We start from the raw sequence: 14,241 nt of genomic DNA, 5'->3' as shown, positions 1-14,241 counted from the left end.
TTATTTAATCAGATAGCTTATGAGTGAAATTGCTAAAGCCAGTTTGACTGCCCAACAGGCAGCTGAACGGGTGTTGCTGGTAGGTGTCATGCTGGATAAGGATTTTCCGGTTGTGGCTGAGCGCCGTACAACGCTGTTTCAGTCGGCACTGGCTGAAGCACAGGAACTGGTGCGTGCCAGTGGGGCTGAACTGGTGGGCGTGATGACTTGTAAACGCCAGCAGCCGGATAGTGCATTGTTTGTGGGCAAGGGCAAGGCTGAAGAGCTGGCGCAGCAGGTAGCTGAGACTAAGATTGATCTGGTGGTATTCAATCATGCGCTGACGCCAACGCAAGAACGTAATCTGGAACGGTTGCTGCAATGCCGGGTATTGGATCGGGTGGGCTTGATTCTGGCTATTTTTGCACGGCGTGCGCGTAGTCAGGAGGGACGTTTGCAGGTAGAGCTGGCACAGCTGGTGCATTTGTCCAGCCGGCTGATACGGGGTTATGGGCATTTGCAAAGCCAGCGCGGGGGGATAGGGTTACGCGGGCCGGGTGAAACACGTCTGGAAACCGATCGCCGCCTTATCAGGCAGAAAATCACCCGTTTACGCCAGCAGTTGCAGCAAGTACGGCGGCAGCGGGCAACACAACGTAAAAGCCGTAATCAGGGTATGCTGCCTGCTTTTGCACTGGTAGGCTATACTAATGTGGGTAAGTCCAGTTTGTTTAACCGCCTGACTAAGGCACAGGTAGTGGCGGAAGACCAGCTGTTTGCTACGCTGGATAATACGGTGCGTCGCCTGTATCTGAATGATCAGACAAGTGTATTGTTGTCTGATACAGTAGGTTTTGTGCGTGATTTGCCGCATGGTCTAGTGGCTGCTTTTGCAGCTACGCTGGAAGAAACTGCGCTGGCTGATGTGCTGTTACATGTGGTTGATGTTACTCATCCGGAATTTGAACGGCAAATCGATGATGTGAATGCGGTGCTGAAAGAAATTAATGCAGCAAACATACCACAATTGATTATTTATAATAAAATTGACAAACTGGCTGCTGCGCAACGACCACAGGGTATCGTATGTGATGCACGAGGCCGTCCACAGGCAGTTTATATTTCAGTACAAGATGGTAGTGGACTGGCTGATTTGCGTACGGCCATGATTGAACTGGCTAACTTTAAGCATGTAAGACATGATGAACAGGTTGGTAGTTAATGCTGCCTACCGAGGATTTGATTAAAGATGACACAAGAACAAGCTAATATGATTAAACATAATCGTCCTAATCGTCCGAGCCGGCGCCGGCGGCTACGTGACAACAGTATTTATTTGTTGCCGAATGCATTTACGCTGGCTGCGCTGTTTGCGGCTTTTTATGCGATTACTCAGTCTATGCATGGTCATTATGAAATTGCAGCAATAGCAGTATTTATTTCTATGCTGCTGGACGGGATGGATGGACGGGTTGCACGCCTAACCAATAGCCAAAGTGCGTTTGGTGAGCAGCTGGACAGTTTGGCAGATATGGTGAGTTTCGGCGTAGCACCAGCGCTGGTTGCGTATAAGTGGCAGTTATTTCATTTCGGTAAAATTGGCTATTCAGTAGCCTTTATTTACTGTGCCTGTGCGGCTTTGCGGCTGGCACTCTTCAATACTCTGATTGGCAAGGTAAGCAAGAAATGGTTTATCGGGATTCCCAGCCCGACAGCTGCTGCTCTGGTGATTGGTCTGATCTGGGTAAGTCATACGTTTCACGGCTTACCTCATTTAAACTGGCTTTGCCTGATTATTACCCTGTTTGGTGGTTTGTCTATGGTAGTGCAGATACCTTTCTGGTCGTTTAAAGAAATTAATGTTTACCGCAAAGTACCTTTTTTTGTGATGATTTTGGCTGTAATCTTCCTGCTGGTGGTGACATGGGAACCATCGGTGGTGTTGTTTACATTTTTCCTGCTCTATAGTTTATCTGGCTATGTGATGTTTATCTGGCGCGTGCTAACCAAACGTAAATTTCAGCCAGAATCGTGATGAGGACTTATTTAGCGTTGTAAAAAATAAGCTGATGCATTCAATATAAAGGAGAATATTTATGGCAGTTAATTTATCTGTACCGAGTGATAAACAGATTTTGGCTATTGATGGTGTGCAGGTTTTCATTGGTCAGGCTGGAATCAAAAAGCCAAAACACGATGATTTAACTTTGGTGGTACTTAATAGTGTAAACAGCATTGGCGCTGTATTCACACAAAACCGTTTTTGTGCGGCACCTGTGCAGATTGCCAAGCAGCATTTGGCGGCCGGTACAGGAGTACGTGCACTGGTGATTAATACCGGTAATGCCAATGCCGGTACCGGCCAGCAGGGGCTGGCAGATGCAGAGTTTATTTGTGAAAAGGTAGCACAACAGATTGGCTGCCAAGCTTCAGAAGTACTGCCATTCTCTACTGGGGTGATTCTTGAGCCATTGCCAGTAGATAAAATTGTAGCAGCATTACCAAAAGTTAAAGTTGGACACTGGCCGCAGGCTGCGGCCGCAATCATGACTACCGATACTGTGCCCAAAATGGCTAGCCGTACCGTATATATTGATGGGCATAAGGTACACTTTACCGGAATTGCCAAAGGTTCGGGTATGATTCATCCGAATATGGCCACTATGCTCGGATTTGTGTTTACTGATGTATCTATAGCCCAGCCACTGTTACAACAAATGGTAGCAGAGGTGGCGGCCACAACATTTAATGCGATTACTGTGGATGGCGATACATCTACGAATGACAGTTTTGTGGTTGTGGCTACGGGTAAGTCTTCATTAAGTCGAATCGTTTCTATGTCCAGCAAGAATTATGCTGCGGTGAAAATTGTACTGGCTGATCTGGCACTGGAGCTGGCGCAGGCTATCGTGCGCGATGGTGAAGGTGCAACTAAATTTATTACTATTGATGTACGTCATGCGCTGACAGAAGCTGAAGCGCGGCAAGTGGGTTATGCAGTTGCTCGTTCACCACTAGTAAAAACCGCTTTTTATGCCAGTGATCCCAATCTGGGGCGTATTTTGTGTGCTATTGGCTATGCAGGAATCGCTGATCTTGATGTAGCAGCAATTAAAGTATATCTGGGTGATGTTTTGGTGGCAGAAAAAGGTGGGCGTGCCAGCAGCTATACAGAAGAGGCTGGTCAGCAGATAATGGCACAGGATGAAATAACCGTGATAATTGATTTGGCACGAGCTGAAGCGCAGGCGAAAATTTATACCTGTGATTTATCCAAAGAGTATGTGGCGATTAATGCTGATTACCGTAGCTAATTAGTTAGCTTACTCAAAAATAAACCCGCTGTTATAGCGGGTTTATTGTTTCAGCTGGATTATTTCTGTACCGCAGTCAGTTTGATTTCCACTTTCCATTCTGGATTAGCCAGAACAGCCTGAACACAGGCTCTTGCCGGTGCTTTACCAGAAGTAACCCAGTTGTCCCATACCTGATTCATGCCCGCATATTCCTGCATATCGCTCAGGTATATAACTGCTTCGCAGATATGCTGTTTGTCACTGCCACAGGCAGCTAGAATAGTATCTATCTGTGCCAGAACATTGGCAGTTTGTGCGGTGATGTCGGCATCCTCATTAGTGGGTACCTGTCCGGCGAGAAATATCAGACCATTGGCAATGGTGGCTTCTGCAAGGCGGTTACCGCTCTGGTAAAATTCGATACTCATGTACAGGCTCTTATAGTAGTAAAACAATGATGTTAGCACAGTTGTCCTTGCCTGAATTGATGAGGTGAAGTGATGAGTAAAAGTAAATTTCCAGTAACTCCTGCTATCCGTTTTTTGCGTGCGCACCAGATACCGTTTGAACCTCGTGAATATGCTTACGTTGAGCATGGAGGAACGGCACAATCGGCATTAGCACTGGGCGTGGACGAACATGCAGTGATTAAAACCATTGTGCTGCAAAATGAACACAAGCAAGGTTTGATTGTACTGATGCACGGTGACCGGCATATTTCTACACGCCAGCTGGCAAGAAAGCTGGGTATGAAGCATATAGAACCGGCCAGCCCGCAGCAGGCCAATAAATGGACGGGTTATCTGGTAGGTGGTACCAGCCCGTTTGGCAATAAGGCCGGGCTGCCGGTATATGTGGAGGAAAGTATTTATGCTTTGCCACTGATTTATATTAATGGCGGTAAGCGCGGTTTTCTGGTACAGATGCAGCCACAATATCTGTCTTGTTTGCAACCGCAATCCGTGCAGGTGGCAACAGAAATAGAATAATAAAGAGTGTTTACTATTACTGAACAGACCGGATAATCTTATTTCATTTGCCCGCGCTGGTAAGAATCATTGAAAGGCTGATAATGATGGTCGTGCAACTGCCGGGCAGCATCAGCTAACCAGTTGATATTGCGTAATAATACCCGTCCTTCCAGAATCAGGTCTGCCTGCTTGGTTTGCAGGATATATTCAGCCAGATCCGGACTATCCAGTAAGCCTACTGTCGCTACCGGAATATTCACGGCCTGTTTTATGGCAGTAGCAAACGGTGTCTGATAACCGCCATGTAGTGGCAAATCGGGGGCATAATCCATAACACCACCGGTGGATACATCAATAACATCAATACCATCTCGTTCAAGCCACTGGCATACTTGCTGCCAGTCGGCAATACTGTTTTGCTGACCACTTTGGTCGTAATCGGATAAAGACAAACGTACCCACAATGAGCCGGAGAACTGTGCGCGCATATCAGTGGCAATTTCGTGCAGCAAACGATATCGATTCGCTAACGAACCGCCATATTCATCCCCGCGCTGATTACTCAGTGGTGACAGAAATTCATTGATCAGATATCCATGAGCACCATGAATTTCAATAACATCTACACCAGCCTGTTGCGCACGCCTGCTTGCAGCCACAAAATCTGCCCGGATCTGTTTGATTTCGTCTAGGCTAAGTGCTTTGGGTGTTATTGAACTGGTATTGAAAGCGATGGCACTCGGTGCTACCGGCTGTTGTGCATCAACTGCCTTACGTCCGGCATGAGCCAGTTGGACACCAACCTTACTGCCCAGATAATGTAATGAATCTACCAGCTGGCTAAATTTTTCTGTCTGCTTATCGTCCCACAGACCTAAATCATACTTAGTAATGCGCCCATCTGGCTGTACAGCAGTCGCTTCAATAATAATCAGACCAACATTGGCAATGGCTCGCGCGCCATAATGAGCAAAATGAAACGGCGTAACTATTCCATCTTCCTTTTTTACTTCATACATACACATCGGCGACATAACTACGCGGTTTTTCAGCGACAGATTGCCAATGGTGACTGGAGATAATAATAATGACATGGCTTTTTCCTTTTTTATGTATTCAGTAATCTCGAAAATTTACTTAATTATCAGCATATTTTAAGGATTAGTCACGTAGATTGGCGCGGTGTAGCAGTTATAAGGTGAATTATGCTAATAGAGTTTATTTATATGTAAAGATTTATTGGGGTTGATAGCCACGCTATTGTTGCATAAAGATGGCTAGTATTTAATTTAAAACAATAAAATTGCAACAAAAGGTTATTTGGCTATTCCATTGCTGTATATATTGTGTTAATTTTTGTATTAAGAAATAGAGCAATAGGGCTGATGATGAAGTCTGGATGGCAGAAAATTCTGATTTTTATGCTGCTGTGGCAGGTATTGCTGCTAGCTGGCTGTGATTATTATGTAAACGAACAGCCGGAAAAACAACCAGCGCAGCAGGTACAGGAACCATTCCGCAATCAGGATAGTCGTGGGCGTTATGACACCATTGGTAAGCTGGGTACTCACTCCATCAGTATCCCGGCAGGGGTGATTGATGGCTGGGCGCGCTATGTTGGCGATCCGGGTGATTTTGCCGATCCGAAAATCAAAGCGAAATACCAGCGTCCACCTAAAACCTATGATTTAGCAATTGAGTCATTTGGCTTTCAGTATCGGATTACTGATGGCGATGTCTATACCTCCTTCCGGCAGACAGAAGAGGATTATCGTCGCGATAATGAGACTCTAATTCCGTATGGCAAACCTTTCCCGTGGGCAAGTGTTAGTGCCTATGGTGTCTATGGTGCGGCGCCATTGAATTTTAATGCCTATGTGCAGGAAGGCTTTAAGATATCAAAAGAAGTAACCGATATTGATTATATCCAGCAGGAACAACCACTGTATGGCTTAACTGTGTATAAGGCAAATAATGGTATTAATCCAGAAACAGGCGAGCCGTGGAAATCGGATACCCTTGCCAGAGATCGAATGATTCATAAAGATCAGGCGGGTAATATTAAAACCTATATCGACTGTCAATTTACTCAGTATGTAAATATTTGTGATCATATGTTTTATAACGATGACTGGCATATCAAAGTTCTTATTGGTTATAACCGTGTTTATCTACCGAAGTGGCAGGAGATGGAGGACAGGGTTATACAGATACTGAATAGCTGGCGGGTAAGCCCAGAAGGCAAGCTGCTGGAGAAACAGATTGGTAAGGCCTAGTTTTTGGTTTTGTCCGAAGTGGGCACGGTGTAGCAATTACTGGGCAAGTTATGCTAATTGAGTTTATTTTTATGTAAAGATTTATTGGTCTTGATAGCCGCACTATTGTTGCATAAAGATGGCTAGTATTTAATTTAAAACAACAAAATTGCAACAAAAGGTTATTTGGCTATTCCATTGCTGTACATATTGTGTTAATTTTTGTATTAAGAAATAGAGCAATAGGGCTGATGATGAAATCTGGAAGGAAGAGAATTCTGATTTTTATGCTGCTGTGGCAGGTATTGCTGCTAGCCGGCTGTGACTATTATGTGAACGAACAGCCGGAAAAACAACCAGAGCAGCAGGTACAGGAACCATTCCGCAATCAGGATAGTCGTGGGCGTTATGACACCATTGGTAAGCTGGGTACTCACTCCATCAGTATCCCGGCAGGGGTGATTGATGGCTGGGCGCGCTATGTTGGCGATCCGGGTGATTTTGCCGATCCGAAAATCAAAGCGAAATACCAGCGTCCACCTAAAACCTATGATTTAGCAATTGAGTCATTTGGCTTTCAGTATCGGATTACTGATGGCGATGTCTATACCTCCTTCCGGCAGACAGAAGAGGATTATCGTCGCGATAATGAGACTCTAATTCCGTATGGCAAACCTTTCCCGTGGGCAAGTGTTAGTGCCTATGGTGTCTATGGTGCGGCGCCATTGAATTTTAATGCCTATGTGCAGGAAGGCTTTAAGATATCAAAAGAAGTAACCGATATTGATTATATCCAGCAGGAACAACCACTGTATGGCTTAACTGTGTATAAGGCAAATAATGGTATTGATCCGGAAACCGGTGAACCGTGGAAATCGGATGTCAATGCCAAGGATATTTTGCTTAAAAAAGATCAGGCGGGCAATATTAAAACCTATATTGATTGTCAATTTACTCAGCATATCAATTTTTGTAGTCATATGTTTTATAACGATGACTGGCATATTCAGGTACGGATGATCTATAACCGGACGTATCTGTCTCAGTGGCAAGAGATGGAGGGCAGGATTATGCAGATATTGGATAGTTGGCGGGTAACACGGGAAGGCAAGCTGCTGGGGAAACAGATTGGTAAGGCCTAGTTTTTGGTAGTGGTACAACTGATTAATTATCACAAGGAGAGTACTATGTTTGAAGCACAAAAAGTCAGCAGAAGCGAAATTCAGGCATGGCGGAATCGGATTAAAAATGGTGATTTGTCCGATGTGGGCGCGGTGTACCAGCAACTAGCTGAGCGTGGCTATCATTATGCCAGTTGGGCTTATGGGGTAGAGTCTGCGGATACTATTACTGGTCATGGTGCGCTGGAATTTATGCAGGCGGTGGCGACAGAGAAGCAGCATATTTTGACGCAGGATCAGACTAATAAAATCCGCAAGGAGATGGCTATGGCTTATCTGGATACATTAGAAAAGAATGCCGGAGCAGGCAGTATTAGCCAGGATATTTCCTATAAAGAGATGCGGGAATTTCATATCAGTGTATTTAACAATAATAATCTTGATATTAACTACTGGACGCTGTATGAGCCGATGCGCTTGATCGAACGCTATGCTTCAGCCAAGCTGCCTAACGGACAGGTACTTTCGGGCGAAAATATTGTTGAATTACTGTGGGAACGGATGTGGAAAACCGGCGGAACCGTTATAAATGGTTTGTCCTGTAGTTATGAGCTATTTAATATAGTAAAGGATATTAAGGGTGGCCATATTTATATTGATAAAATTACTGGAATGCCAACGTCAACCACTGCAATAAATCTATACTGGTATACTGAGCATTTAGGTACAGACCAAATTTCGCCAAATCCGAAACATAATGGCTATGCAGAAATCACTATTTCTGCTTCTGATCAGGCTGTGGCTGCCAATTGGATCAATAACACTAAAATGGTTGATTCCTTTAAGAACTTTTTAGTGGAACATGCACGCGAAGGTTCACAAAATTTATGGTACAAGGACTATGTTTCTCCATTTTATCAATATACAGGCAGCTATTTTGCCAATCAGAAAAATACCGATGCGGAACAACAACAGTTTAGATTCAATTGGTCATTAGTGGGAGGAAAAGGGCTAACACAATGGGTTATTGCAGCAGTATTAAATACTAATAGCATTAATTCATCCAATCCAAGAGTTAATAGTATTAATGAGAATAATTTTGCCGAAAAAGGGGTGGGATTTGTTTTTGATCCGGTGAATGGGCATCGTCAGGAAATTGCCGGCCAGCCGGGCAAGTTTGAATTTAAATATCAACTGGCATTTATTGATGAGCTGCCAGAAAAATTATTAATGCAGTTGCAGGCATGGGAAAAGCAGGGCAATAAGCAGTTGGTATCGCTGTATCTGAATGCGCTGATGCAGCTGAATCCGGTGGTGGTACTGAATCCAGACAAAATGCCGGTGGTGCGGGCGATTAAGGATGTAGGCGAAGACTGGATTAAGGTGCGCACGTGGATGATTCAGGAAATGCGTCTGGCTCAGGCAAATGAATATAAAAAAGCATTAGAAGGTAAAGCGCTAACTCATGAAACTTCGGCTTTAAAAATGTCACAGGCTTATAGTTATAAGCAACAAAAATCATTAGTTGAGTCGATTCGTAAACAATACGGCTTTGGTGCGGAGGATGCTATTTTATTCCGTGACGAGCAAACGAAGCAAAGCTGGTGTACGGATGCTAATGCCGGCAATAATGCCCATCAGGTGGTGATGCTGGGTAATGGCAATACCAGAGTGGTGGGTGGCAAACAGGCGGATGTGATTTTCGGTGGTAAGGGTAATGATGATATTACTGGTGGAGCCGGTAATGATTATCTGTTTGGCGGAGCCGGCAATGATACGCTCAGGGGCGGTACGGGCAATGATATTCTCGCTGGCGGAGATGGTGTAGACCGGTATTATTTTAATGCCGGTGATGGTCAGGATAAGGTTTACGATACTGACGGACGTGGTGTGGTTTATTTAAATAATAAACAAGTTTCACAATACAGATGGACAGCAAAAAACAAAAATAACTGGCTTTCAGATGATAATAAATGGCATATGTATCTGGATGAAGTTAGTGGTGATCTGGTGATTCAGTCGTTGACTAATAAAAATGATGTTTTAACGATTGTGGGCTGGAATGAGATGAAGGGTGGCAAGCTTGGTATCAATCCGCCCAGATTAAATGGTAATAATAACAATAAGATCAATAAAATTGTTGGTGACTGGCGCACGAAGATTATTCATGAGGAGGGGTATTTTAATCTGGATAAATATTATGCCGGCAGATATTACTGGGGCTGGAAAAACCGCAATGCCAAGGGTGAGATTGTTAATGGTGTGATTGAAAAGGGCTTTGAGGATGTGATCAAAGGCACAGACGGCGCCGATGAGATTTATGGTCTGGGTGGTGGAGATGCGATTGACGGTATGGGCGGCAACGATATTATTTTCGGCGGCGATGGTTCGGATTTACTTACCGGCGGTGGTGGCTCTGACATCATTAAAGGCGGTGCCGGTGATGATTTTATCTGGGCGAATAATCATTTAACCGTGAAAGATCGCATCCGCCCGGGTGAGCGCTGGAAGATGCCGGCTGATGGTAAAAAGCTGATTTATGCTGGCCCAAACTGGGGTGTATATATAGATCATAACGATGTTACGATATTTGATGGTATCAGCAAAGCGGTTGATGATGCTGCGAATGTGGGCGGCGACTTTTTATATGGCGGTGATGGCAGTGATCATATTGTAGGCGGTAATCTGAATGACTATATTGAAGGTGATTCAGTAGCTTCGGGCAGCACAGAACAGGGAGACGACAGTATCTATGGTATGGCCGGTAATGATTATATTGTCGGTGGTAAGGGAAATGATATTTTATATGGTGATGGTATTATCAAGCCAGGATTTCTGAATACTCTGGATGGTGCCTTGCATGGGAATGACTATATTGATGGTGGTGATGGCAATGATAAGATAGTTGGCGGTGGTGGCAATGATGTCATTATCGGCGGCGCGGGCAACGATAAGATCTGGGGTGATGATAATATTGATGAAAAAACGGGACTGAATGCTAAATATCATGGCAATGACACTATTTATGGCGGTGCCGGTAATGACGAGATAATCGGTGGAGGGGGTGATGACTATCTATATGGTGACGATGGTGATGACCGAATCTGGGGAGATGATGGGAAATCCAGCGCTCCCCACCCTGAACTTAAAGGTAACGACCATATCTGGGGCGGAGCCGGCAATGATTATCTGGATGGTGGTTATGGCGATGATGTGATTCATGGCGGCGATGATAATGACAACATTATCGGTGGAGCCGGCAATGACGAGCTTTATGGCGATGACGGCGATGATAAAATTTTTGGTGATTGGCTCAATGGGAATATTACCGAGCATGGTAATGATTTTATTGATGGCGGAGCGGGCAATGATCTGCTGATCGGCGGAGGCGGTGATGACTGGATTATCGGCGGTGATGGCGATGATGTGCTCTGGGGCGATGACAATCAGGCCAATCATGAGCTGAATAAGGAGATGGCGGGGAATGATTATCTTTCTGGTGGCGCCGGCAATGATATGTTAATGGGCGGCTATGGCGATGATACGCTGGATGGTGGCATCGGTAATGACGTGCTCGTTGGTGGTGGCGGTCGCGATATTATTTATGGCGGCGCTGGTGACGATCAGATAGCCGGTGATTTCAGTTCGGGTGTTGGTATGAATATTGTGGCGACGGATGATAGCTATAACGATAGGATTTACGCTGGTGACGGTAATGATGTGGTAATGGGACAGCTGGGTAATGATGTGATCTATGGCGGTGCCGGCAATGATGTTTTATTCGGTGATCAGAGCTGGAATAGCCCTAAAGAAGCTCGGCCGCAGGATAATGGTAATGACACGATCTATGGTGAAGATGGTAATGATTATATAGATGGTGGCTATGGTAATGATTACCTTGATGGTGGTACGGGGCAGGATACTATTTTTGGCGGAGGTGGTAATGATGTGATTTATGGTGGAGATGGGAATGATTTTCTCAGTGGCGGTGATATGATGAATGTAAATGATACGGACACTGCTGGCGGTGATGATGTGATTTATGGCGGTGCCGGCAATGATACGATTTTCGGCGGTGAAGGTAATGATCTGTTGCAAGGGGATGAGGGAAATGATTTTCTTTATGGCGGTAATGGCAACGATCGGATTTATGGCGGAGAGGGTCGTGACTGGCTGTATGGCGGCAAGGGTAATGATTATCTGAACGGGGGAGCAGGTGATGATATCTTTGTATTCAATAGTGGCGACGGTATGACAACGATTGAGGATTACAGTGGGCAGTCGATAGTGATTGTGGATGTACCGCTGGATAATCTGTCGATCAGTGCATATGAGAAGGGTATTAAGGTTACTAATGGTGTTAATGGGGATGTAATCTATCTGGTTGGTTACTATCTGGATGGACGTGCCGGCAGTCTGAATATGAATAATCTGTTTTTTGCGCAGCCGGCTGATGGCACTAATTCCTATGTAATGCGCTCTTTGCAGCAGATAGCTAATAATGTGCATCACCACAATGCTGCTAATTATGATCACATTATTGAAGGTAATGATAAGGCCAATGAGCTTTTTGGTACGGCAGGCAAGGATCTGATGTACGGCTACGGCGGTGATGATATTTTACATGGCAATGGTGGCAATGATTTGCTTGATGGTGGTGATGGCAATGATACGCTGTATGGTGATGCCGGAAATGATCAGTTGTTTGGTGGTGCCGGAGAGGATGTTCTCGAAGGTGGTAGTGGTAATGATTTTCTGGTTGGCGGTAGCTGGCAGCGGGATCGTTATGTGTTCCGAGCCGGTCATGGCAGTGATGAGGTATTTGATCAGGCAGCCAATGAGTTGCAGGGCGATATTCTGGATTTTGTTGACTATCGCAGTGATGAGTTGCGGCTGAGACAGAGTGGCTCTGATCTGATTATTGGTCATGTTGGCTCTAATGATCAGGTACGGCTGGATAATTGGTTTGCTGGGGAGTCTTACCGGCAGTATCAGGTTCATACGGCGGATGGTATGCACTATACAGCCAAACAGGTACAGCAGCTGGTAGGGGCGATGGCTACTTTCTCTAGTGGCAGCGGTGAAGGCCGGATATGGGCTGCGGATGAGTTGAAGCAATTTGCGCCTCAGAATACTCTTGCAGCCTACGGTTAAGTAAAAATCGGTGTTGTAAAGGTAAGCCTGCAAATTATATTTGCAGGCTTTTTATTGTGGGTGGTAATGGGTGGGAAAACGCTGGGTTTGGTTTGTTCTTTTGCTAATCTGTGGCGGATGATGGGATGCTGAGCCGGTTTTTTATGTGTATTTGTTATGGTATTTTTTTGTTACCAGAAGTTGCTGTAAATGAGGCGACGATTGGCTATAAATGAATATTATGTAAGATAAAGTGATTTTGTTTATATGCTTGCAAGTAAGATTTTTCTGTAATTGGTTTGTTTATAATTTATGACACAAATCTCCATGTATAAATCCTTGCCAGTCAATATCAATATCTTTGCCAAATGCGATAACTTTAAATAATTCGCCCATTTCATGTGCGTTGAGCAGGGTATGGCAGGCTGAGGCTGCCTGGATGTAGGCTGTATCTTCTGGCTTGCCGGTTTGTGCCAGTAATTCGGTTATGCCCAGATTGAGCAGGAATGTTGCCTGATTGGTGTAACCAATTAAGTCTAGATGGTTATCGATTGCGGCGTCGGCAATGCGGGTGAAGTTGATATGGGCTGTTAGGTCGGTTAGGCCGGGGTAGTAAAAGGGGTTATGAATGGTGTGATGGCGATAATGTCCGATCAGGGTACCTTGCCGGCGCTGCGGGTGATAATACTGTGCTGCATCAAAGCCATAATCAATCCAGATCATGGCTCCGCGTTGCAGTTTTTGCGCCAGTGTGGCGATGAATGCATATTGTTGTGGATGCAGTTCGGATTGATAGGGTTCTGCTGTTGCGGGGAAGGTTTGCAGTATCTGCTGTTGTGCAGCCGGATTGTTAAGGGGACGGGGTTGCCATTTTAATTGGCCGTCCAGCCAGCTGACGCCCATCTCTGCTATCTGATTTCCATGACGTTGATAAACCGGTACTGGTATGGCATCCAGAACTTCATTACCGAGCAGTATGCCATCAAATTGTGCTGGTAACTGGGTTAAATGGGTAACTTTATCTGCCTGCGCAGGGGCATGGGTATGAATGTATTCACGCTGGCGCTGCGCCAGTTCTGCTGACAGTTCGATGATGTAGTAGTGTTGAAGCTGGCTGTGGTGCAGTGCTGGCAGGATAGATGCGGCCAGCTGGCCGGTGCCGGCACCAAATTCGTAAATGTTACCTGCGGTTTGGGGTAATAGTGCATTCAGTTGTTGTGCCAGTGTCTGGCCGAATAGTGGTGTCAATACTGGTGCGGTAATAAAGTCACCATCCCTGCCAAATTTTTGTGCACCGCCGGTGTAATAACCATACTCGGGTGTGTAAAGCGCCATTTGCATATAGTCTGTAAAAGACAGCCAGTTATTCTGTTGCTGGATTTTTTGCTGAATAAGTGCTGTCAATGTCTGAGAGCTGGCTAGGGCAGCTTTTTCAGGGCTGGGTAAGTGATCCATGGGATAGACGGTGAAAATTGTAAGGAGGAAG

At 45.2% G+C, this 14,241-nt stretch carries 10 protein-coding genes; 7 read left to right on the top strand and 3 right to left on the bottom strand.

Annotated elements, in window-relative coordinates:
* The first annotated feature begins 19 nt into the window (after positions 1 to 19).
* The 3 genes from hflX to argJ all read left to right on the top strand — a co-directional run bounded on the left by hflX (position 20) and on the right by argJ (position 3,293).
* Positions 20 to 1,201: a GTPase HflX gene (gene hflX / locus J6578_RS04950; protein ID WP_093091211.1), complete on the top strand. Its 1,182-nt coding sequence runs from the start codon at positions 20 to 22 to the stop codon at positions 1,199 to 1,201.
* Between the two features lie 48 nt (positions 1,202 to 1,249).
* Entirely contained in the window at positions 1,250 to 2,014 is a 765-nt protein-coding gene (gene pssA / locus J6578_RS04945; RefSeq protein ID WP_037405315.1) for a CDP-diacylglycerol--serine O-phosphatidyltransferase, read from the top strand.
* A gap of 61 nt (positions 2,015 to 2,075) precedes the next feature.
* Positions 2,076 to 3,293 (top strand): bifunctional glutamate N-acetyltransferase/amino-acid acetyltransferase ArgJ, encoded by a 1,218-nt coding sequence (gene argJ, locus J6578_RS04940; RefSeq protein ID WP_287954020.1) that lies wholly within the window; start codon positions 2,076 to 2,078, stop codon positions 3,291 to 3,293.
* Positions 3,294 to 3,352: 59 nt separating this feature from the next.
* On the opposite strand, the gene J6578_RS04935 is transcribed toward argJ, so the two are convergent.
* Positions 3,353 to 3,703, bottom strand: a complete 351-nt coding sequence (locus J6578_RS04935) for a RidA family protein (RefSeq protein WP_287954019.1) — start codon at positions 3,701 to 3,703, stop codon at positions 3,353 to 3,355.
* A gap of 72 nt (positions 3,704 to 3,775) precedes the next feature.
* On the opposite strand from J6578_RS04935, the gene ybaK reads away from it, so the two are divergent.
* Positions 3,776 to 4,264: a Cys-tRNA(Pro) deacylase gene (gene ybaK / locus J6578_RS04930; protein ID WP_100149776.1), complete on the top strand. Its 489-nt coding sequence runs from the start codon at positions 3,776 to 3,778 to the stop codon at positions 4,262 to 4,264.
* A gap of 38 nt (positions 4,265 to 4,302) precedes the next feature.
* Here ybaK and J6578_RS04925 read toward each other — a convergent pair whose 3' ends face one another.
* Positions 4,303 to 5,340 (bottom strand): NADH:flavin oxidoreductase/NADH oxidase, encoded by a 1,038-nt coding sequence (locus J6578_RS04925; protein ID WP_287954018.1) that lies wholly within the window; start codon positions 5,338 to 5,340, stop codon positions 4,303 to 4,305.
* Between the two features lie 291 nt (positions 5,341 to 5,631).
* Here J6578_RS04925 and J6578_RS04920 point away from each other — a divergent pair, with 291 nt between their 5' ends.
* The 3 genes from J6578_RS04920 (at position 5,632) to J6578_RS04910 (ending at position 12,776) form a co-directional block, all read left to right on the top strand.
* Complete coding sequence (locus tag J6578_RS04920; protein ID WP_287954017.1) at positions 5,632 to 6,522, top strand: hypothetical protein; 891 nt, start codon at positions 5,632 to 5,634, stop codon at positions 6,520 to 6,522.
* Between the two features lie 230 nt (positions 6,523 to 6,752).
* On the top strand, positions 6,753 to 7,643 hold the full coding sequence (locus J6578_RS04915) for a hypothetical protein (RefSeq protein WP_287954016.1): 891 nt from the start codon (positions 6,753 to 6,755) through the stop codon (positions 7,641 to 7,643).
* 45 nt (positions 7,644 to 7,688) lie between these two features.
* Positions 7,689 to 12,776 carry a calcium-binding protein gene (locus J6578_RS04910; protein WP_287954015.1) on the top strand — a complete coding sequence of 1,696 codons (5,088 nt, stop codon included), beginning with the start codon at positions 7,689 to 7,691 and terminating at the stop codon, positions 12,774 to 12,776.
* A gap of 282 nt (positions 12,777 to 13,058) precedes the next feature.
* On the opposite strand, the gene J6578_RS04905 is transcribed toward J6578_RS04910, so the two are convergent.
* Positions 13,059 to 14,210 (bottom strand): class I SAM-dependent methyltransferase, encoded by a 1,152-nt coding sequence (locus J6578_RS04905; protein ID WP_287954014.1) that lies wholly within the window; start codon positions 14,208 to 14,210, stop codon positions 13,059 to 13,061.
* Between the last annotated feature and the right edge of the window lie 31 nt (positions 14,211 to 14,241).

The sequence above is a fragment of the Snodgrassella sp. genome (genome assembly GCF_024103505.1).
Taxonomy (GTDB): Bacteria; Pseudomonadota; Gammaproteobacteria; order Burkholderiales; family Neisseriaceae; genus Snodgrassella; species Snodgrassella communis.
This window is presented reverse-complemented; position numbering and strand designations above follow the sequence as displayed.